The following is a 21,802-nucleotide window of genomic DNA, read 5'->3' as shown; positions in this document are numbered from 1 at the left end:
ATGGCGGGGCTGGGAGTGGGCATCGGCTGGCGGTCCGAGCTGGACCTGACCATCGAGCGGATGGCGGGCGTCGGCTTCCTGGAAGTGGTCGCCGAGAACATCAGGCCCGCCCACCTGCCCGAGTCCCTGCGCGTGCTGCGCGCCAGGGGCCTGCCGGTGATCCCGCACGGGGTCTCGCTCGGGGTCGGCGGCGCGGAGCCGTCCTCACCGGCCCGGCTCGCCCACCTGGCCGCGTGCGCGCAGGCACTGGACGCGCCGCTGGTCAGCGAGCACCTGGCGTTCGTACGGGGCGGTGGCGTGGAGGCGGGGCACCTGCTGCCGGTGCCCCGTACGAGGGAGTCGCTGAAGGTCGTCGTCGAGAACGTGCGCCGGGCGCAGGAGTCGCTTCCCGTGCCGCTGGCCCTGGAGAATGTGGCGGCCATCTTCGGCTGGCCGGAGGACGAGCTGACCGAGGCGCAGTTCCTGGCCGAGCTGGTGGACGCGACCGGCGTGGGGCTGCTGATCGACGTGGCCAACCTCTACACCAACCAGGTCAACCTGGGCCTGCCCGCCGTGGCGGCGCTGGACACGCTGCCGCTGGAGCACCTCGCCTACGTGCACGTCGCCGGCGGGTACGAGCACCACGGCATCTGGCACGACACGCACACCACGGCGGCGCCCCAGGTCGTGCTCGACCTGCTCACCGAGCTGTGCTCGCGAGTGAGCCCGCCGGGGGTGCTGCTGGAGTGGGACGACGAGTACCCGAGCGACGCGGTGCTGGCGAACGAGCTGTCCAGGATCAGGGCCGCGATGGCGGCGGCCGGAGAGGCCGGATGAGTCCGGGAGAAGCGCGGCGGCTCGCCGGCGCACAGGGGCCGTCGGCGCAGCCGCCACGGCCCGCCGAGCCCGCGCCGCCGCCCGCGCCGCAAGAGCTTCCGGCACCGCGACCGCCTGCCCCGCCGCGACCGCCTGCCGCGCCGTTGGAGTCTGCCGCGCCGCGACCGCCTGCCGCGCCGTTGGAGTCTGCCGCGCCGCGACCGCCTGCCGCGCCGCAGGTCCTTGCCGAGGTGGAGGAGGTCGTGGCGCCGAGACAGGCGGCCGAGCTTCAGGAGCCGGCCGAGGTGGAGGAGACGCCGCGACGGACGGCCGAGCCCCAGGATCTGGGGGGTGAGGAGCGGCGCAGGCGGCTGGCCGAGGCGCAGGGGCGTGTCGTGGCGGCCCTGGTGGCCGGGGCGGAGGTGCCCGAGGGCTTCGACCCGGAGCGCATGCGGGCCCAGGCGCTCAGCCTGCTCGCCAAGCGCCGCGCCATCGTGGCCAGGATCCGCCCCGACACGGCCGCGGCGGCGGGTTCCGACCTGGCCGCCGAGTTCGCCGCGTACGCCGCCGCCCGCACCACCCCGCCCCCCGACTACCGCACCGACGCCGCCGACTTCGCCGCCTGGCTGCGCGAGCGCGGACGGCTGCCGGAGGAGCCGGCGCCCAGGCGCCGCTGGTGGTCGCGCCTCCCTGGCATACGCTGATCGCAGCAAGCGCTTGGGAGGCGGCATGCGGATCGTCAACATGGGCGAGTGGCCCCTGGACCAGGAGGACGAGCACCGGCACGACCCCGGCCCCGAGCCGCTGTGGAACGAGTCCTGGTACTTCGACTTCGTCTCCGAGGACGGCCGGACGGGCGGCTACGTCCGCCTCGGCCTCTATCCCGGCTGGGGCCGCGCCTGGTACTGGGCCTGCCTGGTCACCGCCGACGGCCACCGCGTCGCGGTGCTCGACCACGAGGCGCCGCTGCCCGGCGCGGACCTCGCGGTGGCGGGCCGGGACTACACGGCCGGCCACCTGATCACCGACCCCTTCGAGCGCGCCCGGATCCACCTGAGCTCCGCGGAGCTGACCTTGGATCTGGAGTTCAGCACCGCGGCGGGCGTCTACGGCTACGCGATCACCCCGCGCTACGAGATCCCCTGCGAGGTCACCGGCACGATCGGCGGCGTGCCCTTCCGCGGGCACGGCGAGCGCGACCACAGCTGGGGCGTGCGCGACTGGTGGTCGATCTCGTGGTTGTGGAGCAGCGCCCGCCTGGACGACGGCACGTACCTGCACGGCATGCGCGCCAACCTGGGCATGGAGCTGCCGTGGCCCGCGTTCCTGGCGGCCGAGGGGGACCTGGCCCACGTCGAGGGCTTCCGGGCGGCCACGGCCTTCGACGGGGACCGGCCGGCGCGCAGCGTGCTGTACTTCCCCGGCTGCGTCACGACCGTGCGGCCGATCGCGTTCGCCCCCGTGACGCTGACGTCGCCGGAGGGTGTGCCGGCGCACTTCCCCAGGGCGCTGTGCGCGTACGAGACCGAGGACGGGCGCACCGGGCACGGCTGGACGGAGTGGCACCAGCCGCCGGCCTGGCGGGAGCACGCCTGGGAGCCGGGGGTTTAGCGACCGGGAGCGCGGATACGGGGGAGACGTGGGAGGGCTGCGCTGCGTCGACGGGTCGTATCTGACCGTGACGCCTGTGGCGTGCACCGACAGCGTGGGCGCGCCGTACGAGATCACTTTGGAGCTGCACCGCGACGGCACCCCCTACGGGAGCGTCGGGGAGCGTTGCGGCCATCTGCTGGCGCGCCTGGCGCGCGGGGTGGACGAGGCCCGCAGGGGCGCGGGGGCGGGCAGGCGCTGGGCCGACCCCGACGACCGCTTCCCCTGCGACGAGGCCGACCGCGAGCTGTTCTCCTTCCGTTACCTGACCAGGGCCGGCCTGGGCGGCGGTGAGCTGCGTTGCCAGCTGCGCACCATCCCCGTGTGGCAGCCGGGGCCCGGCGAGTGGCGGCTGACCAGGAGGGCGTACGTGGAGGCCTGGGGTTCGACGGGCGTGGGGATGCGGGCGGTGCTCACCTCCGCCGAGCTGTCGGTGTTCGTCCGCGAGCTGGTGGATGAGGCGGAAGGGTGTCTGAAAAGTAGAGAGTCTGCGCAGGATTAGCGTAGAGGGAGCGGGCACGGGCGTTTCGCGGTGATAATTGCCTGTTGGGGCAAAACGACCAATGGGGCACAAGCACCGCTGGGGAGGCACTCCGTGGGCCTGCGCGATCTGGTCTACCGGCTGTACGAACACCGGCTGGAGGCCAAGCTGTCGAAGGACAGCATTCCCCGGCATGTCGGGGTCATCATCGACGGCAACCGCCGCTGGGCGCGCGCCATGGGCATCCGCGACGTGGCCACGGGTCACCGCAAGGGCGCGGACAAGATCTCCGAGCTGCTCGGCTGGTGCCGGGAGACCGGCGTCGAGGTGGTCACGGTGTGGATGTTGTCCAACGACAACCTGAACCGGCCGAGGGAAGAGCTGGAGCCGCTGCTGCGCATCATCGAGGACGTGACGCAGGAGCTGGTGGCGGAGGGATGGCGGATCAGCCCGGTCGGCGCGCTCGATCTGCTCCCCGACCGCACGGCTAATGTCCTAAAAAATGCAAAAGAAGCGTCATCACACCGTCCAGGCCTGATTGTGAACGTTGCAGTTGGGTATGGAGGAAGACGTGAGATTGCCGATGCGGTGCGCTCACTGCTCCAGGAGCAAGCGAGCAGGGGAGCGAGCATCGAGGACCTGGTCGAGGTACTCGATGTCGAGCACATCGCGGAGCATCTTTACACTCGCGGCCAGCCCGACCCGGACCTCCTCATCCGGACCTCGGGCGAGCAGCGCCTGTCCGGCTTCATGCTCTGGCAGAGTGCTCACTCAGAGTTCTACTTCCACGAGGCCTACTGGCCGGACTTCCGCAAGGTCGACTTCCTGCGGGCGCTGCGTGATTACGCTGCGAGACACCGGCGTTACGGTTCCTGACGCGACATTCGGGTATCCAGGACGTAACGTTGGAAGTGTCCGATCACAGGTCGGACATTTCGGAGAGGGCCCGCCTTTGCACCACATCTGCCGAGGGGGGCCGGACTCCGGCGCCGACGGCAGTACGCGGTCGGGGACGCGGGTCCGGTCCGATTCCCACCTCGTCTGCAGGGTGCCCGCACCAAGGGGCACCCGGGGGAGAACGTGTGGCAGTGTCCTCGAGCAACCCTACTCACCAGTCGGCCAAGCGCACCTACGTGCTGGACACTTCGGTCCTGCTGGCCGACCCGGCGGCGATGACCCGGTTCGCCGAGCACGACGTGGTCCTTCCGATCGTGGTCATCACGGAGCTGGAAGGCAAGCGGCACCATCCGGAGCTCGGCTACTTCGCCCGTAAGGCTCTGCGCTACCTGGACGACCTACGCGTCCAGTACGGCAGGCTGGACGAGGCGATGCCGACGGGGGACGGCACGATCAGGGTCGAGCTCAACCACAGCGATCCGTCCATCCTGCCCGTGGGCTTCCGCCTCGGCGACAACGACACCCGCATCCTGACCGTGGCCCGCTCGCTGGCCAGCGAGGGCTGCGACGTCGTGCTGGTCTCCAAAGACCTGCCGATGCGGGTCAAGGCCGCCTCCATCGGCCTGGCGGCCGAGGAGTACCGCGCCGAGCTGGTGCACGAGTCGGGCTGGACAGGGATGGCCGAGGTCCAGGTGACCACGGAGGACGTCGAGACGCTCTTCGAGTCGGGCACCGTGGACATGGAGGAGACCAGAGACCTGCCCGCGCACACCGGCCTGCGGCTGCTGTCGGCCAAGGGCTCCGCGCTCGGCCGGGTGCAGCCCGACAAGTCGGTGCGCCTGGTCCGCGGCGACCGCGAGGTCTTCGGCCTGCACGGCCGCTCCGCGGAGCAGCGCATCGCGCTCGACCTGCTGATGGATCCGGAGATCGGCATCGTCTCGCTCGGCGGCAGGGCCGGCACGGGCAAGTCGGCGCTGGCGCTCTGCGCGGGCCTGGAAGCCGTCCTGGAGCGCCGCCAGCACCGCAAGGTGATCGTCTTCCGCCCCATCTACGCCGTGGGCGGTCAGGAGCTCGGCTACCTGCCCGGCACCGAGGGCGAGAAGATGGGCCCGTGGGCCCAGGCGGTCTACGACACGCTGGGCGCGATCACCTCACCCGAGGTGATCGAGGAGGTGCTCGACCGGGGCATGCTGGAAGTGCTCCCGCTCACGCACATCCGCGGCCGGTCGCTGCACGACGCGTTCGTGATCGTCGACGAGGCCCAGTCGCTGGAGCGCGGGGTGCTGCTGACCGTGCTGAGCCGGATCGGCGCCAACTCGCGGGTCGTGCTCACCCACGACGTGGCCCAGCGCGACAACCTGCGCGTCGGCAGGCACGACGGCGTGGTCGCGGTGGTGGAGAAGCTGAAGGGTCACCCGCTGTTCGCCCACGTCACGCTCACCAGGTCCGAGCGCTCCCCGATCGCCGCGCTGGTGACCGAGATGCTCGAGGACATCACCATGTGATGCTCACTTGAGCTCGCCGCACGTGTGCCGCCCCTCGTCCTGCGGGGGGCGGCCCTCGTTCTCCCTGACGATCTTCACCACCTCGAACGCCGCGTCCTGCTGCGCGGTGCAGACGATCTGCGCCTTGCCGAGCTTGGTCAGCGTGCCGTCGCCGCTGATGTAGACGGTCAGCGTGGAGGTGCGGGGGAGCTGGATCTCGTCCCGCTGCGGCGGGTTGATCGAGTTCCTGGTCCGCAGGTACGTGAACCCGCGCAGCGCCGTGTCCCGGTCGCCGAGCGGCAGGGAGGAGGCGTCGAAGAGCGCGTTCAGCACGCTGTCCACGGTGTCGTCCTCGACGTCGGCCGGCTCCCGCGCCAGCGCGCCGTCCCTGAGCAGGTAGATCGTCTTGGTCGGCGGCGGGATCTTGACGGTGGGCGCGTCGCCCCTGTCCTGCACGTCGGTGGGGGAGATGCCGCAGGCCGCCGTCAGCCCGGTCAGCAGGGCCAGCAACAGGGCGGCGACGCTTGTGAGTGCCTTCATCCGTGGGGCAGCCAGACCGTGAAGAGGGTGCCGGGCTCCTGGGCGCGTACGGAGATCGTGCCCCCGTGGAGCTGGACGTTGGCGCGGGCGATGGCCAGGCCCAGCCCGCTGCCCTGGCTGCGGGCCCGGCCGGCGCCGGCCTTGAAGAAGCGGTCGAAGACGTGCGGCAGCGCCTCGCGCGGGATGCCCTTGCCGTGGTCGCGCACTTTCACCTCCAGGCCGTTCTCCGTGGTCCTGGCGGTCACCACGACCGGGGGCGAGCCGTGCTTGAGCGCGTTGCCGACCAGGTTGGCCACGATGACGTCGAACCTGCTGGGGTCGAGGTTGGCGGTCAGGCCCTGCGAGGCGGTGACCGTCACCTGGTCGCTCCAGCCGCGTACCTCCAGGCAGTCCTCGATCGAGTCCGCCACGTTCACCGGCTCCAGGTTGAGCGTGGCCGTGCCCGCGTCGAAGCGGCTGATCTCGATGAGGTGCTCGACCAGCTCGCGCAGGCGCTCGATCTCCTTGAGCACCAGCCGCACGGCCTGCGCGGGCGCCTCCGGCAGGTGGTCGGCCTCGTCGGAGAGCATGTCGGCCACGGCCGTCATCGCGGTCAGCGGCGTACGCAGCTCGTGCGAGACGTCGGCCACGAACCGGCGGGACATGGCCTCCAGCGAGCGCAGCTCCGACACGCTCAGCTCCAGCGCCGCCGCGGCGTCGTTGAAGCGGGCGGTGAGCCCGGCCAGCTCGTCCTGGCCGTGCACGGGCAGGCGGGTGTCCAGCCTGCCCTGGCCGAGCGCCTGGGCCGCCGCGCTGAGCCGGCGCACCGGCAGCAGCACCTGGCGGGCCGACAGCAGGGCCACGACCAGCGCGATGAGCACGATGACCAGGCCCGTCCGGGCCAGCGTGGTCCTGAGCGTGTCGAGCTGGCGCTCGTCGTCGCGCATGGGGAAGAAGACGAACGCCTGCAGGCCGGTCGCCTCGGGCGTGCCCGCGTTGTCGCGGTAGACCTCGGCGCCGACGATGAGGTGGAGCTCGCCGTCGATGACCTTGCGCTGGGTGACGAGGCTCTGCTTGGACCTGCCGTGCAGCTCGTTGGGTACGTCGCTGATCGACATGGGGCCCTCGGAGGCGATGATGGTGCCGTACTCGACGAGCGCGCTGCGGCCCGGCCCCGCCAGCGCGTGGGCCACGCGTTCGAGCTCCCTGGAGGTGGGGGCGGCCTCTCCCGGCCTGAGCTTGCCGATGGGGAAGTCGATGCTGCCGAGCTCCCTGGTGACGATCTCCATCGAGGTGGTCTCGGTCCTGCTGATGAGCGCGGTCTTGGCCAGCTCGTAACCGATGGTGGCGACCAGCAGGGAGGCGGTGACGGCGACGAGGGTGAAGGTGATGACCAGGCGGGCGCGCAGGCCCGTGGGGCGGGGGATGATCACGGAGGGCTGAACCGGTAGCCGAAGCCGCGCACGGTGTGGATGAAGACGGGCTCGGCCGGCTTGGGCTCGATCTTGGCGCGGATGCGCTGCACGCAGGCGTCCACCAGCCGGGAGTCGGCGATGTGCGTGTGGTCCCAGACCGCGCGCAGCAGGTAGCGGCGGTTGAGCACCTGCCCGGGATGCCTGACCAGCTCCAGCAGCAGCCGCAGCTCCGTCGGGGTCAGGTGGATCTCCTTGCCGGCCAGCGTGACCTTGAGCGCCCCCCGGTCGATCACGAGGTCGCCGAACGTGATGCGGTCGGAGGAGGCGGACTCGGCGCGGCGCAGCACGGCGCGGATGCGGGCGTCCAGGACGCGCGGCTCGACCGGCTTGACCACGTAGTCGTCGGCGCCGGCCTCCAGCCCGACCACCACGTCCAGGTCGTCGCCGCGCGCGGTGAGCAAGATGACGGGGAGCTGGTCGAGCTTGCGGACCCGGCGGCACACCTCCACGCCGTCGATGCCGGGGAGCATGACGTCGAGGATGGCGATCTCCGGGCGCCTGGCCCTGATGTGGTCGAGGGCCTCCTCACCCGTCGCGTACGACGTGACGGAGTGTCCCTGCCTGGTCAGCGCCAGCTCCAGAGCCGTGCGGACCGAGGGATCGTCTTCTACGAGGAGGATGCCAGCCACGCGCACATTATTAATCCATGTCCCGAATACCCGGCATGTGTCACCAAACTGTGACAAGTCATGGATCAGACCCAGAAAATGGTCCGCGACCCTGAAAGCGGCCTCCCTTCGGTGACGGGCGCCCGAAGGGAAGCCATCCAACGTGTGACGAATGTCACATTTTTCGGGAAACGCGGGGCTAACCTGCTGGTTGGTGAAATTTACACCAAGCGATTCCCGCGTTTCGGTTGCGGACCACCCCCTAGGACAGGGCAAGCTCATGCATCGTGAGCCCCGGTCCGCAGTTGAGTGAGCGCCCCCCGAAGGAAGATCTCCCCTCGGCGCGCCGGCCTTCGCGCTTCACTCCCAAACGCATCGTCATCACCGCGCTCTCGCTGGTGGTCGTCCTCGGTGGCGGCGGCTACACCGCCTACCGCGCCGTGCAGAACTCCAGCGAGCCGCCGCCGCAGCCCATGTCGCTCACCGACCTCGGCAAGCTCGCCAGCGGCGACCTGTACGCGCCCGACCCCGAGGCCGACCTGCTCAAGGCCGAGGCGGAGCAGGCCTACCGGGCCGACCAGATGAAGAAGGACCGCAAGGGCGCGGCCGGCAAGGGCCTCGACTGGGTGGTGCCCAAGAAGGCCCCGGGCGGCGACGGCTTCCCCGCCATGAACTTCCCGCCGGGCAGCGACCCGTCCCCGGGCAGCAACAAGGCCACCGCCAAGGCGATGCTGGCCTCGTTCGGGTTCGGCGCGGACCAGTGGGGCTGCCTGGAGAGCCTCTGGCAGAAGGAGAGCGGCTGGAACGAGCGGGCCATGAACCGCTACTCCGGCGCGTACGGCATCCCGCAGTCGCTGCCGGGCACCAAGATGGCCAGCGCGGGCGCCGACTGGCAGACCAACGCCGCCACCCAGATCAAGTGGGGCCTGGGCTACATCAAGGGCCGCTACGGCACGCCCTGCGCCGCCTGGGGCCACTCGCAGCGCGTCGGTTGGTATTAAGTCCACAGCGGGTCAACTTTCCTTCCCCAATCGGCAAGCCGTCGCGCCCGATCCTGTATACGGGCGCACGCTGGCCGCATGGGTGTGAAGGTCAGTGTGATCATCAATGTCCACAATCCGGGTGACTCCGCCGACGCGTGCATGCGTTCCGCGCTGGAGCAGACGATGCCCCCGGACGAGTACGAGGTGATCCTCGTGGACGACGGGTCCACCGACGGGGTCGCCGAGCGTCTGGACACCATCGCGGCCGTTCGCGAGAACGTCCGCGCGCTGCACCTGCCGTACACGGGATCACCCTCGCGCGCCCGCAACGTCGGCCTGGCCGCGGCCGCCGGCGACTACGTGTTCTTCCTGGGGCCCGGCGACCGCCTGGAGCGGGACGCCGTCGAGCGCATGCACGACCGGGCCGTGGAGACCGACGCGGACGTGCTGGTCGGCCGCCTGATCCGCGACTCGGGCCCGCCGATGACCGCCTTCGGGCGCAGCACCCCCCGGGCCGACATCCTGCGCGACCGGCTGCTCACCCTGCTCCTCCCGCAGCAGCTCTACCGGCGCGCCTTCCTGGAGGAGCACGAGCTGGGCTTCTCCGTGCCGGGCAGCCGGATGGGGGAGCAGGCGTTCGTGCTGCGCGCCTACCTGCACGCCAAGGTCATCGCGGTGCTGGCCGAGCACGTCTGCTGCCATCTCGGGGAGCGGCCCGACGTGGAGGAGGAGCCGCGGGCGATCGTCAAGGAGCTGCACAAGCTGCTCGACGACATCGACACCTACGTGGGCGAGGGCCGCCAGCGCGACCGCATGTACGCCTACTGGCTCAGGTACGCCGTCCTGCGGCCCCTGCTGACCAGCAAGTTCGCCGACTCGTCCGTCGACAGGGGCATGCACTTCCGGGTCATGCAGGAGCTGGTGGCCAAGCGCTTCCCCGAGCACCTCGACCGCCACCTGCCGGTCCAGCTCCGCGTCGTGGCCGGGTACGTGCGCATGGGCCGCCTCGACCAGATCGTGCTCATGTCCAACTCCACCAGGCGTGCCGGGCTGCGCGCCGACCTGACCGAGGTGCGCTGGGACGCCCACGTCCTGGTGCTCGGGCTGACCGCCGAGGTGCTGGCGGGCGACGGCACCCCGGACAAGTACCAGGTGGACGGCGACAGCCTGCACTGGATCCCGCCGCGCTCGCTGGAGACCAGGAAGCTGCCCCCGGACGTCACGGACATCACCAAGGACGTCGAGCGGGCCCGCCTGGAGCTGTACGTGCGCCACACCGAGACGGGCGTCGTGCACTTCCTGCCGCTCACCCAGCACGTCGAGCGCGTCCCCGCGGGCCGCCGCCGCGTCAGGGTCCGCATCCAGGCCGAGACCCGCCTGGACGTCACCAAGGCGGCCCTGGGCGAGCCGCTGCGGCCCGGCCAGTGGGAGGTGCACGTCCGCATGTTCAGCGGCGCCAACCAGGCCAGGACCCGCGTCAGCCACCCCGACGGCCCGCTCAACTGCCTCGGCGTGCTGGCCCAGCGGCCCAGGATGCGGCTGGTGGTGCCGTGCTGGAGCGACTCGGGCGAGCTGGGGCTGGCCATCGAGCCGCGCTCCTTCTCCGAGTCGATCAAGCTGGTGTCGCGGGGCGTGGAGGTCAAGCATCTCGGGCGGCACCTGTACGTCGTGCTGCCGGTGCCGTACGTGCCGCCGAGCGGCGGCCCGCCGCTGGAGCTGGTCATGCGCAGCACCGGCAGGCGCGCCCGCGAGGTGAGCGCGCCCGCCCTGGTCGAGGCCGGGGTGCCGGGCAGGCTGGCCGGCCAGCTCGTGGCCAAGGTGCCGGTCAAGCGCCTGTTCCCGGGCCCCGAGCACTTCGGGCCTGGCAGCTGGCAGTGCACGCTGCGCTCGCCCGACGAGGAGGTGGGGCTGCGGTTCGCGCTGGAGATGCGCAGGGGCAGGATCGAGGCCCGCCCCGCCGCCGCCGTGGACCCGGAGCGCCGCTCGCCCCTGGGCCGCGACACCGCGCTGTACCGGCTCGGCCGCAGGCTGCCCGGCGCGCGGCACATCGTGCGCCTGGCGCGCGCGGGCAGGTACCGCTACCTCGCGGACTGAACCCAGCCCGCCAGCTCCTCGAAGGCGCTCCTGAAGGCAGGGAGCATCGGCTTGAGCCGGTCGGGGTAGAGGTCCACCAGGCTGTCGAGGTGGTTGCCGCCCTCGATCCGGTGGTAGCGGAAGGGCCGGTGCGGGCCGACCATCTTCGCGTACACGTCGGAGTCGCGCGAGATCGGCAGCAGCGTGTCGAGCGTGCCGTGCAGGGTGATCAGCGGCTTGGTGATCCTGCCGGTCAGCGCGATCTTCGCCACGGCCGCGTACGGTCTGCGCTCGTCGTAGTCGTAGTCCGCGGCGGCGCCCTGGTACGACGGGTCCAGCTCCTTCTGGTAGAGCTGCTGGGTCAGCTCCCAGTAGTACTGCCGGTGGAACGGCCACAGGAACTCCGAGCCCGCCGCGAACCCGGCCGCCCGCACCCCGGCCTCGTCCGGGTACGCCTTCAGCGCCGGAGGCAGGAAGTTCAGCAGGTTGTCGCCCTTGACCCGCCAGAGCGTGCCCTCCCAGTCCACGCCGCCGTCGTAGAGCCAGCCGCGGTTCTCCAGCTGCCACCGCACCAGGTAGCCGCCGTTGGAGATGCCCGCGGCGAACGTGCGCTCCGGCTTCCTGCCGTACCGCTGCCTGACCACGGCCTTGGCGGCCACTGTGAGCTGGGTGAGGCGGTGGTTCCACTCGGCGATGGCGTCGCCGGGGCGGCGGCCGTCCTCGTGGAAGTTCACGCCCACGTTGCCCTTGTCGGTGGCGGCGAACGCGTACCCCTTCGACAGCACCCAGTCGGAGATCGTGAAGTCGTTGGCGTACTGCTCCCTGTTGCCGGGGGTGCCGGAGACGACCAGGCCGCCGTTCCACTTCTCCGGCAGCCTGATCACGAACTGGGAGTCGTGGTTCCAGCCGTGCGTGGCGTTGCCGGTGGAGGTGTCGGGGAAGTAGCCGTCGATCTGGACGCCGGGCACGCCGGTGGGGTTGACCGTGGCGGCCGAGTGCAGCCCGGCCCAGTCGGCGGGGTCGGTGTGGCCGGTCAGCGCGGTGCCGGCCGTGGTCAGGTCGTCCAGTGCGGCGACCGTCGCGTGCTCGGCGCCGGGCACCGTGAGCTGGCTCGCGGGCGTCAGTAAGCTCGCCACGAGCGTGAGTGCGACCAGCATCTACGCCTCCTTCAGGTGCTCGGCCAGCAGGTGCTGGAACTGCTCCGGGTGCTCCAGGTGCGGGCTGTGGCCGCAGTCGTCCAGCACGCGCTCGCGGTACCTGCCGTACCGCTCCAGCACGGCCCTGGTCTGGCTCACCATGGGCTGGGCCGGGGTGCCCGGCGAGCCGGGCACGACGCCGAGCGCGCCGAGGTGGGCCAGGTCGAACAGCGAGGTGTCCGAGACGATCACGTCGTCGGCGCCCCTGATCCACAGGATCGGCGGCTTGGGGTCGATCGTGTCCAGGTCGTCCACCCGGAAGTGGGTGGGGGCCAGCGCGTTGAGCACGCCCGTCTTGCCGGGGGCCACGCCCGGCCAGGCGCCGGAGGTGGCGGCGTCGCCGGGGTAGTGCGCCTCGCCGACGCGGGTGGTGAGCATCGCGCGCACGTAGAAGTCCTCGTCGGGCACCGGGTGCTTGACGTAGGAGGAGCGGAAGACGTTGCGGGGCGAGGTGGGGGCCTCCTCCGACAGGTCGCCCGCCCGCAGCCGGGCGATGAAGTCCGGGTTGGCCGCTCCCGCTCCCGCGCCCGTCCCGTCGGGGTGCGTCAGCCGCCCCTCAGGGCCCTCTGTGCCGCCGTAGCCGTAGGGGGAGACCGGGTTGACCAGGGTGAGGCTCCTGACGGCCCTGGGGCGCTCACGCAGCGCCTGGAGGACGACCCCGCCGCCCATGCTCCAGCCGACCAGGTGCGCCCGCTCCACCTCCAGCGCGTCGATGAGCTCCAGGAGGTCGTCGGAGTAGTCGCGCAGGCCCCTGGTGGCGTCCACGGGGGCCGGGTCGGTGTCGCCGAACCCGCGCAGGTCCACCGCCAGCGGGCGGTACCCCTCGGGCAGCGCGGCCATGGTGTCGCGCCAGAAGGCGGCGGAGGAGACGTTGCCGTGCACGAACAGCACGGGCTCGCCGGTGGTCCTGCCCTCGACGGTCAGGACGTGCTGGGTGAGCCGGGGCGTGGTGACCTTCACTTGACGTGGATCCTCTCGGCCAGGTCGCTGCCCCGGGTCTCGCGCGCGGCGTAGACCGAGAACAGGGTGAGCAGTGCCGCCACCCCGAGGTAGATCGAGATGGGCACGCTGCTGCCGAACTGCTGCAGCAGGGCGACCGCGATGATGGGGGCCAGCGCGCCCGCCACGATGGCCGAGAGCTGCGCGCCGATGGAGACGCCGGTGTAGCGGGTCCTGGTGCCGAACAGCTCGGAGAAGAAGGCCGCCTGCGGGCCGTACATCATGCCGTGGAAGAGCAGGCCGACGGTGACGGCCAGGGTGATCGCCAGGAAGCTGCCGGTGTCCACGAGCGGGAAGAACGCGAAGATCCACACGCCGATGCCGGCGGCGCCCGCCAGGTAGACCGGGCGGCGGCCGAACCGGTCGGACATCGCGCCCCACATCGGGATCGTCAGGAAGTGGATGCCGGAGGAGATCAGCACCGCGTTCAGCACGGTGGAGTTGTCGATGCCGGTCTGCTTGGCGTAGGTGATGACGAAGACGGTCAGCAGGTAGAACGAGATGTTCTCCGCCAGGCGGGCGCCGATCGCGACGAGCACGTCCTTGCTGTGGTGGCGCAGCACCCCGACGATCGGGGCCCTGGCCTCGGGCGGGGCCTGCTGGAAGACCGGCGACTCACTGATCGACAGCCTGATCCACAGCCCGATCAGCACCAGCACGCCCGACAGCAGGAACGGCACCCGCCAGCCCCACGACAGGAACGCCTCGTCCGACTGCCAGGCGGCCAGCGCCGCCAGCACGCCGGTGGCCAGCAGGTTCCCGCCGGGAGCGCCGGCCTGCGGCCAGGAGGCCCAGAAGCCGCGCCGCGCCGTGTCGCCGTGCTCGGAGACGATCAGCACCGCGCCGCCCCACTCGCCGCCGAGCGCGAAGCCCTGCACCAGCCGCAGCGACGTCAGCAGCAGCGCCGCCGCCGGGCCCAGCGTCTCGTACGTCGGCAGGCAGCCGATCAGGAACGTCGCCGTGCCCATCATCAGCAGGCTGACGACCAGCAGCGTCTTGCGGCCGATCCGGTCGCCGAAGTGGCCGAAGACCAGGCCGCCGAGCGGGCGGGCGACGAACCCGACGGCGTAGGTGAGGAACGCCAGCAGCGTGCCGGTCAGCGGGTCGGACTCGGGGAAGAAGAGCTTGTTGAACACGAGGGCGGCTGCCGAGCCGTACAGGAAGAAGTCGTACCACTCGATGGTGGTGCCGATCAGGCTCGCGGCGACGATCTTCTTGATGGAAGTGGCCATGCCGGTCACCGTAGGTTGTGACCGGGGTCACTCATATGGCGTCGGGGCCCATAGTGTTCGGCGAGTCTGTGTGGCCGAGCCGGTGCAGGCGGAGGGCGAGCTGGATCTCCAGCGCGCGCTCCGGCTCCAGCCAGCCCTCGCCGAGCAGCTTGCCGATGCGGTCGAGCCGCTGCGTGACGGTGTTGACGTGGATGTGCATGGTCTCGGCCGTGCGCGAGGGGGAGCCGCCGGTGCCGAAGTAGGCCGCCAGCGTGCCGGTCAGGGCGGTGCCCCTGCGGGCGTCGTACTCGATGACCGCGCCGAGCGTCCTGTCGACGAAGCCGCGCACGTCGCGGCCGTCGCCGACGAGCAGCCCCACGAAGCCCAGCCCGGCCGCGCTCGCGCCGTCACCCGTCCGCCCCAGCGCGATGAGCGCCTCGGCGCACCGCCGCGCCTCCTGGTAGGCGGCGGCCACGTCGCGGGCCTGCGGCGCGCCCTGCAGCGCCACGCACGACGCGCCCGCGGTCGCGGCGCTGTGCAGCGACGAGGACAGCTCGCGGGCCACCCGCCGCGCCAGCCCGCCCGCGTCGTCGCCGGGCAGCAGCAGCACCACCTCGTCGCCCCGGCCCGTGGCCAGCCCGTGCCGCACGGTGGCGTGCGAGGACGCCCAGAACGCCGCCCGCTCGCGCTGCCCCGCGTGCCTGGCGACCACCACCACGTGCGGCGCGCCCAGGTCCATGCCCAGCCGCCTGGCCCGGTCGGCCAGCCCCGGCGCGCCGGGACGCGAGATCAGGTCGTCGAGCAGCTCGCCCCTGACCCGCCCCTCGGCCTCCGCCACGCTCCTGCGGAACAGCAGCAGCAACGCGCACACCAGCGCCGCCCGCTCCAGGATGCGCTCGTCGGCGTCGTCGCTGCGCAGGATCAGCGTGCACACCGGCTCCCCGCCGACGTCCACGGACGCGATCAGCAGGTCACCCCTGCGCACGGTACGGCCCAGCGCCCTGGACGCCTGCGCGGCCTCGAACACCCCCGCGTCCAGCTCGCCCACGTCACCGCTGATGGCCCGGCCCAGGTCGTCCAGCACGGCCAGCGAGCCGCCCAGCACGTCGGTGACCACGGCCGCCACGTCCTCGATCCCGCCGCCGCGCAGCACCAGCGAGGTCATCCTGTCGTGCGCCTTGGCGGCCCGCTCCACGGCCTCGCCGTGCTCCCTGGCGGTCCTGTGGGCGTGCGACAGCTCCTCCAGCGCGTTCCTGGTCTCCTGCAGCAGCCTGGCGTTGTCGATCGCGACGGCGGCGTGCGCGGCCAGGCTGGCCAGCAGCGACACCTCCTCCTGGTGGAACGGCCGCGCGCTGCGGTTGGCCGCCATCAGCACGCCGATCACCCGCTGCCCCAGCCGCAGCGGCACCCCGAGGATGGCGACCAGGCCCTCCTCCTTGACGGCGTCGTCGATGTGCTCCCTGTGCCGGAACCTGGCGTCGGCGAAGTAGTCGGCCGTCGCGTACGGCACCGCCGTCTGCGCCACCAGCCCGCCCAGCCCGTGCCCCATGGCCAGCCGCAACGCCCGGAACTTGGCCGAGATCGACCCGTCGGTGACCCGCATGTAGGTGTCGCCCCGCTCGGGGTCGTGCAGCGTCATGTACGCCACGTCGGTGGCCAGCAGCTGCCTGGCCCGGTGCACGATGGCCTCCAGCACGGCGTCGAGGTCGCGCAGCGCCGCCAGGTCGCCCGCCGTGTCGTACAGCGCCGACAGCTCCGCCTCGCGCCTGGCCCGCCGTTTCAGCAGGTCGCGCACCTTGAGCGCCTCGATCTTGGCGCGCTCCAGCTCCTCGATCGCCGCCGGGTCCGCGCCGGCGGCCCTGGCCTGGATGATCGGCCCCTCGAACTCGACCGCCGACGCCTCCCTGGCCAGCAACTCCAGGAACCGCCTGCTCACTACCGCGCCGTCCAGCCGCCGTCCACCGGCAGCGACACGCCCGTGACGAACGATCCGGCCGGGCCGCACAGGTAGGCGACCAGCTCGGCCACCTCCTCGGGCTCGATCAGCCGCTTGATCGCGGCCGGCGCGAGCATGATGTCCCGCACGACCTCCTCCTCGGCGATGCCGTGCACCTTGGCCTGGTCGGCGATCTGCGCCTCGACCAGCCCGGTGCGCACGTACGCGGGGCAGACGCAGACCGAGGTGACGCCGTGCGGGGCCCCTTCGAGCGCCACGACCTTGGAGAACCCCTCCAGCCCGTGCTTGGCCGTCGTGTACGCCGACTTGAACGGCGAGGCCCGCAGCCCGTGCACGGACGAGATGTTCACGAACCGGCCCCAGCCCCTGGCGTACATGCCGGGCAGCACCCTGCGCGCGATCAGGAACGGCGCCTCGACCATCACCCTGAGCATGGTGGCGAACACCTCGGGCGGGAACTCCTCGATCGGCGCCACGTGCTGGAACCCGGCGTTGTTGACCACGATGTCCACCGGCTCGTCGGGCAGCGCCGCCACGAAGCCGGGCTCGCTCAGGTCGGCCACCACCGCGGTGCCGCCCACCTCGGCGGCCACCTTCTCCGCGGGCTCGGCCCGCAGGTCCACGACCAGCACCCTGGCCCCCGCCGCGGCCAGCCGCCGGGCGCACGCGGCCCCGATGCCGGCCCCGGCCCCCGTCACCAGCGCGGTGCGCCCCGTCAGCTCCTTCGCCATACTTCGACAGGTTATGCGGTACCTGTCGCGCCACGCATGGGTGCGGGCGACATAGCTGGATGGCTCCCTATGTGGATCAAGGGCGTCTGCTAAGGTGGGAGCATGATCGCGTACTCGTCCCAGTGGTGGCCCGCCTCCTAGGCGGACCTCCGGCGATACGCGCACGGCCGCCTCGACGAGGCGGCCGTCACCGTTGCAGTGGGTGCCCCCCGTCGAGCACAGACGACAGAAGGGGCACTCAATGACCACCACCTGGCCACGGATCCTCACCACGCTGCTCGACGGCACCTCGCTCACCGCGCGCCAGGCCGGCTGGGCCATGGACCAGATCATGTCCGGCCTGGCCACCGACGCCCAGATCGCCGCGTTCGCCGTCGCGCTGCGCGCCAAGGGCGAGAGCGTGGCGGAGGTGTCGGGGCTGGCCGACGGCATGCTGGCCAAGGCCGCGGCCATCCGGGTGTCCGGCGACCCCGTCGACCTGGTCGGCACCGGCGGCGATCAGGCCAACACCGTGAACGTCTCCACCATGGCCGCCATCGTGACCGCCGCCGCCGGGGCCAAGGTCGTCAAGCACGGCGGCAGGGCCGCCTCCTCCATGGCGGGCTCCGCCGACGTGCTGGAGGAGCTGGGCGTGGTCATCGACCTGCCGCCCGCCGACGTGGTGCGCGTCGCGGACGAGGTGGGGATCACGTTCTGCTTCTCCGCCACCTTCAACCCGGCGCTGAGACGCACCTCCCAGCCGCGCCGCGAGCTGGGTGTCCCCACCGTCTTCAACTTCCTCGGCCCGCTCGCCAACCCCGCCCTGCCGCCCGCGCAGGCCGTCGGCGTCTACCACCCGACCATGGCGCCGGTCATGGCGGGCGTGCTGGCCGAGCGCGGCTGCTCCGCGCTCGTCTTCAGGGGCGACGACGGGCTCGACGAGCTGACGACCTGCGGCCCCTCCACGATCTGGGTGGTACGCAGGGGACGCGTCACGCAGACGAGCTTCGACCCGCTCGACCTGTCGATCCCCCGCGCCAGACCCGAGGACCTGCGCGGCGGCGACGCCCGGCACAACGCCGCCGTGGCCCGTGCCGTGCTCTCCGGCGAGCAGGGCCCCGTGCGCGACATCGTGCTGCTCAACGCCGCCGCCGCCCTGGTGGCCGCCGACGGCACCCCGCCGGCGGCCGAGCTCGGGCCCGCGCTGGCGGCCGGTCACAAGCGGGCCGCCGACGCCGTGGACTCCGGTGCGGCGCTCTCGCTGCTCACCCGCTGGGCGCACGCCACACGGACGGTCAGGGCCTAGTCATCGAGAGCACGTCGAGCGCGGCGTCGAGCTGCTCCTCCGTGAGCTTGCCGTCGGCCACGTGGCCGCGCTCGATGACGACCTCCCTGATCGTCTTGCGCTCCGCCAGGGCCTGCTTGGCGATCTTCGCCGCCTCCTCGTAGCCGACGTACTTGTTCAGCGGGGTGACGATCGACGGGGACGACTCGGCGTACTCGCGCAGGCGCTCCACGTTCGCCGTGATGCCGGCGACGCAGCGGTCGGCGAGCAGGCGCGAGACGTTGGCCAGCAGCCTGATCGACTCCAGGATGTTGCGCGCGATGAGGGGGAGCTGCACGTTCAGCTCGAAGGTGCCCGACGCGCCGGCGAACGTGATCGCCGCGTCGTTCCCGATCACCTGGGCCGCGACCATGGCCGTGGCCTCGGGGATCACCGGGTTGACCTTGCCCGGCATGATCGACGAGCCCGGCTGCAGGTCGGGCAGGTTGATCTCGCCGAGCCCCGCGCGCGGCCCCGAGCCCATCCACCGCAGGTCGTTGGCGATCTTGGTGAGTGACACGGCGACCACCTTGAGCTGCCCCGACAGCTCCACGATCGAGTCCTGGGCGCTCTGGGCCTCGAAGTGGTCGGGGGCCTCCTGGAAGGCGATGCCGGTCGCCTCGCGCAGCTTCGCGATGGCCTCCTGGGCGAAGCCCTGCGGGGTGTTGATGCCCGTGCCCACGGCGGTGCCGCCCAGCGGCAGCTCCAGCACGTGCTCCAGGGCCGCCGAGACGCGGACGACACCGTGCTCGATCTGCGAGGCGTACCCGCCGAACTCCTGGCCCAGGGTCACCGGCGTGGCGTCCATCAGGTGCGTGCGGCCCGACTTCACCACGCCGTCGAACTCGATCGCCTTCTCCCTGAGCGCCTCCGCCAGGTGCCTGAGCGAGGGCAGCAGGTGGAAGCTCACCTCGGTGGCCGCCGCCACGTGGATCGAGGTGGGGAACACGTCGTTGGACGACTGCGAGGCGTTCACGTGGTCGTTGGGGTGCACGGGACGGCCCAGCCGCTCCTCGGCCAGCGTCGCGATCACCTCGTTGGCGTTCATGTTGGACGAGGTGCCCGAGCCGGTCTGGAAGACGTCGATCGGGAAGTCGCCGTCGTGCTCGTTCTCCGCCACGTCGGCGGCGGCCTGCGCGATCGCCTCGGCCAGGTCCTTGTCGATCACGCCCAGCTCGCCGTTGACCTCCGCCGCCACCGCCTTGATCAGGCCGAGCGCGGCGATGTGCGACGGCTCCAGCGGCCTGCCGGAGATCGGGAAATTCTCCACCGCCCGCTGGGTCTGCGCACGCCACTTGGCGCCTGCCGGGACGCGTACCTCGCCCATCGAGTCATGTTCGATCCGGAACTCACTCATGACTTCCAGTCTGACCCACGGCGGCGTGAACGGCCGGAAGGCCCCCCGGCGGCTCAGCTGGAGAACAGGGCCACGATCAGCACGGCGATCACCACGGCGGCCGCGGCGGCCACCGCCATGAGCACCAGCATGCCGTTGCGGTTGGCCGCGGGGCGCTTCTCCTCCGGCGGGCCCGCGATCGCGAACAGGTCCGTGCCCAGGCCGTGCCCGCCCAGCTGCCGGCCCTGCTGAGGTTGCGGCGGTTGCTGCTGGCTCTGCTGGGGCTGGCTCTGCTGGGGCTGGCCCGGCGGGGGTGTGGGCACCGGGTAGACCTGCTGACCGGGGGAGCCCTTCGGGATGCGGGTGGTCGCCATGGAGCCCTCGTCGGACGGGCGTCGCGGCTGGCCGCCCTGCTCCTGGGCGCCGGGGAAGGGGCCCTTGGGGCGGGAGATGCTCACCGTGCGCTCGGGGTCGTAGTCGCTTTCCGGGCCGGTGGCCTGGCCGGGGGGCTGGGAGGCGAAGTTCTGCTGTCCCTGCGGGTAGCCGGCTCCGGACGCCTGCGGCACGGTGGGCGCGTTCGGGCCGGGCGCCGATGCGTGCGGTCCCTGCGCGTGCGGTCCCTGCGCGTGCGGTCCTGACGGGGCGCCGGGGCCGTAGCCGGGACGCCCCGAGGCGGGCTGCGGCCCTGAAGCGGGCTGCGGGCCTGAGGCGGGCTGCGGGCCCGACGGGCCGCCGCGTCCTGCGACGGGCTGTGATCCCGGCCGGCCGCCCGGTCCGGGGACGGGCTGCGGCCCCGACGGGGCGCCCGGCCCCGACGCGGGGCCCTGGGCTCCGGGCGGGCGCTGTCCGGGCGGGCTGTACGCGGCGGGCGGCCCGCTGAAGGCGTTCGGCCCGGTGGGCGCCTGAGGCCCGCCCACGCCCTGCATCGCGTGCCCCACTCCGGAGCCACCCGGCCCGCCGTGCCCTTGCGTGCCGTGTCCCTGCGTGCCGTGTCCCTGGGCGCCGGGCCCTCCAGCCCCGGCGGGCACCGGGCCGCCGGGCTGGGGCCCGTTCTGGCCGGGCCCCTGACCGGGCTGGGGCCCGTTCTGGCCGCCGGGCCGCTGACCGGGCTGACCGTAAGGCGGCTGACCGGCAGGCCCGCGACCGCCCTGCCCGCCCGGGGCGGGACCTGAGGAATCCTTGGGAGCGGCGAACGGATCGGGCATAGCGGCCTCCTGCGCCATAAGAGCCTCGGCCGTCAGCACCGGCATCTCGCTCGTCGGGGTGTCGGCGACCATGCGCAGCAGGGTCTCCGCCTTGGCAGCGCTGAGCCGCTGCCGGTAGTCCTTGTTCAGCAGCCCGTTCAGCACGGGCCTGAGCTGCCCCGCCTGCGTCGGCGGGTCGGCGTTCTCGGTGAGCAGCGCCGCCAGCGTCTCCGCGATCGTGGACCGCTCGTAGGCGGGCCGCCCCTCGACGGCGAAGTAGAGCGTGGCGCCGAGCGACCAGATGTCGGACTCGGGGCCGGTGTACTCACCCCTGGCACGTTCCGGCGCGGTGTAGCCGGGTGAGCCGATCACCATGCCGGTCTTCGTCAGCCGGGAGTCGCCCTCGGCCTTGGCGATGCCGAAGTCCGTCAGCACCACGCGCCCGCTCTCGGTGATGAGCACGTTGCCCGGCTTGACGTCGCGGTGGGTGATGCCCTGGGCGTGCGCCGCGCGCAGCGCCCCGAGGAGGTCCACGCCGATCTCGGCCACCAGGCGTGGCGGCAGCGGCCCCTCCTCCTCGATCACCTGCTCCAGCGAGCGGGCCTCGATGAGCTCCATGATGATCCAGGGGCTGTTGTCGTGGATCAGCACGTCGTGGATGGAGGCCACCGACGGGTGGTTGATCCTCGCGGCGAGGCGGCCCTCGCGCACCATACGTTCGCGCAGCTCGGCCCGCTGTTCCTCGGTGAGACCCGAGTCCTGGCGGATTTCCTTGACCGCCACCTCGCGCCCGAGCGCGCGGTCGCGGGCGCGCCAGACGGTGCCCATCGTGCCCCGCCCGAGCGGGGTGATGAGCTCGTAGCGCTCCGCGAGCAGGCGTGTCTGCTGTTCCGGCATGAGAAGAAGATATCGATTCTCGC

The 21,802-nt window shown here is 72.1% G+C and carries 19 protein-coding genes; 9 read left to right on the top strand and 10 right to left on the bottom strand.

The window, feature by feature from the left end:
- The 6 genes from LCN96_RS50130 (at window position 1) to LCN96_RS50105 (ending at window position 5,328) form a co-directional block, all read left to right on the top strand.
- On the top strand, window positions 1-816 hold the full coding sequence (locus tag LCN96_RS50130) for a DUF692 domain-containing protein (protein WP_225269448.1): 816 nt from the start codon (window positions 1-3) through the stop codon (window positions 814-816).
- Between the two features lie 242 nt (window positions 817-1,058).
- Complete coding sequence (locus LCN96_RS50125; protein ID WP_225269447.1) at window positions 1,059-1,499, top strand: hypothetical protein; 441 nt, start codon at window positions 1,059-1,061, stop codon at window positions 1,497-1,499.
- Window positions 1,500-1,524: 25 nt separating this feature from the next.
- Window positions 1,525-2,406, top strand: a complete 882-nt coding sequence (locus tag LCN96_RS50120; RefSeq protein ID WP_225269446.1) for a DUF7064 domain-containing protein — start codon at window positions 1,525-1,527, stop codon at window positions 2,404-2,406.
- 28 nt (window positions 2,407-2,434) lie between these two features.
- Window positions 2,435-2,947, top strand: coding sequence for a hypothetical protein (locus LCN96_RS50115; RefSeq protein WP_225269445.1), 513 nt, complete (start codon window positions 2,435-2,437; stop codon window positions 2,945-2,947).
- Between the two features lie 93 nt (window positions 2,948-3,040).
- Window positions 3,041-3,802 (top strand): isoprenyl transferase, encoded by a 762-nt coding sequence (locus LCN96_RS50110; protein WP_225269444.1) that lies wholly within the window; start codon window positions 3,041-3,043, stop codon window positions 3,800-3,802.
- A gap of 257 nt (window positions 3,803-4,059) precedes the next feature.
- Entirely contained in the window at window positions 4,060-5,328 is a 1,269-nt protein-coding gene (locus tag LCN96_RS50105; protein ID WP_318528370.1) for a PhoH family protein, read from the top strand.
- Window positions 5,329-5,331: 3 nt separating this feature from the next.
- Here the strand turns inward: LCN96_RS50105 and LCN96_RS50100 are convergent, their stop codons facing one another.
- The 3 genes from LCN96_RS50100 to LCN96_RS50090 are packed head-to-tail and all read right to left on the bottom strand — an operon-like array spanning window position 5,332 to window position 7,930.
- A complete protein-coding gene (locus tag LCN96_RS50100) occupies window positions 5,332-5,847 on the bottom strand; it encodes a hypothetical protein (RefSeq protein ID WP_225269443.1) in 516 nt (171 codons plus the stop codon).
- Complete coding sequence (locus LCN96_RS50095; RefSeq protein WP_225269442.1) at window positions 5,844-7,259, bottom strand: sensor histidine kinase; 1,416 nt, start codon at window positions 7,257-7,259, stop codon at window positions 5,844-5,846. The genes LCN96_RS50100 and LCN96_RS50095 overlap by 4 nt, the downstream gene beginning before the upstream one ends.
- Complete coding sequence (locus LCN96_RS50090) at window positions 7,256-7,930, bottom strand: response regulator transcription factor (protein ID WP_225269441.1); 675 nt, start codon at window positions 7,928-7,930, stop codon at window positions 7,256-7,258. Before LCN96_RS50090 ends, LCN96_RS50095 begins: the two co-directional genes overlap by 4 nt.
- Window positions 7,931-8,214: 284 nt before the next feature.
- On the opposite strand from LCN96_RS50090, the gene LCN96_RS50085 reads away from it, so the two are divergent.
- Entirely contained in the window at window positions 8,215-8,910 is a 696-nt protein-coding gene (locus LCN96_RS50085; RefSeq protein ID WP_225269440.1) for an aggregation-promoting factor C-terminal-like domain-containing protein, read from the top strand.
- A 78-nt stretch (window positions 8,911-8,988) separates the two neighbouring features.
- A complete protein-coding gene (locus tag LCN96_RS50080) occupies window positions 8,989-10,986 on the top strand; it encodes a glycosyltransferase family 2 protein (RefSeq protein ID WP_225269439.1) in 1,998 nt (665 codons plus the stop codon).
- Here LCN96_RS50080 and LCN96_RS50075 read toward each other — a convergent pair.
- Genes LCN96_RS50075 through LCN96_RS50055 form a run of 5 tightly spaced genes read right to left on the bottom strand, consistent with a single transcriptional unit; the run spans window position 10,971 to window position 17,059 of the window.
- Window positions 10,971-12,122: an alpha/beta hydrolase family protein gene (locus LCN96_RS50075; RefSeq protein ID WP_225269438.1), complete on the bottom strand. Its 1,152-nt coding sequence runs from the start codon at window positions 12,120-12,122 to the stop codon at window positions 10,971-10,973. The genes LCN96_RS50080 and LCN96_RS50075 overlap by 16 nt on opposite strands.
- Complete coding sequence (locus LCN96_RS50070; RefSeq protein WP_225269437.1) at window positions 12,123-13,121, bottom strand: alpha/beta fold hydrolase; 999 nt, start codon at window positions 13,119-13,121, stop codon at window positions 12,123-12,125.
- Window positions 13,118-14,392, bottom strand: coding sequence for an MFS transporter (locus LCN96_RS50065; protein ID WP_225269436.1), 1,275 nt, complete (start codon window positions 14,390-14,392; stop codon window positions 13,118-13,120). Before LCN96_RS50065 ends, LCN96_RS50070 begins: the two co-directional genes overlap by 4 nt.
- A 31-nt stretch (window positions 14,393-14,423) precedes the next feature.
- Window positions 14,424-16,307: a helix-turn-helix domain-containing protein gene (locus LCN96_RS50060; protein ID WP_225269435.1), complete on the bottom strand. Its 1,884-nt coding sequence runs from the start codon at window positions 16,305-16,307 to the stop codon at window positions 14,424-14,426.
- Window positions 16,307-17,059: a 3-hydroxybutyrate dehydrogenase gene (locus tag LCN96_RS50055; RefSeq protein WP_225269434.1), complete on the bottom strand. Its 753-nt coding sequence runs from the start codon at window positions 17,057-17,059 to the stop codon at window positions 16,307-16,309. The genes LCN96_RS50060 and LCN96_RS50055 overlap by 1 nt, the downstream gene beginning before the upstream one ends.
- Before the next feature lie 241 nt (window positions 17,060-17,300).
- On the opposite strand from LCN96_RS50055, the gene trpD reads away from it, so the two are divergent.
- A complete protein-coding gene (gene trpD / locus LCN96_RS50050; RefSeq protein ID WP_225269433.1) occupies window positions 17,301-18,344 on the top strand; it encodes an anthranilate phosphoribosyltransferase in 1,044 nt (347 codons plus the stop codon).
- On the opposite strand, the gene LCN96_RS50045 is transcribed toward trpD, so the two are convergent.
- Window positions 18,334-19,719 (bottom strand): class II fumarate hydratase, encoded by a 1,386-nt coding sequence (locus tag LCN96_RS50045; protein WP_225269432.1) that lies wholly within the window; start codon window positions 19,717-19,719, stop codon window positions 18,334-18,336. The two genes, trpD and LCN96_RS50045, sit on opposite strands and share 11 nt — an antisense overlap.
- Window positions 19,720-19,772: 53 nt before the next feature.
- Window positions 19,773-21,779, bottom strand: a complete 2,007-nt coding sequence (locus LCN96_RS50040) for a serine/threonine-protein kinase (RefSeq protein ID WP_225269431.1) — start codon at window positions 21,777-21,779, stop codon at window positions 19,773-19,775.
- Window positions 21,780-21,802: the final 23 nt, after the last annotated feature.

The organism is Nonomuraea gerenzanensis (assembly GCF_020215645.1).
In the GTDB taxonomy this organism is placed as follows: domain Bacteria; phylum Actinomycetota; class Actinomycetes; order Streptosporangiales; family Streptosporangiaceae; genus Nonomuraea; species Nonomuraea gerenzanensis.
Note: the sequence above shows the minus strand (reverse complement) of the source record. Positions and strands in the feature narration are given on the sequence as shown.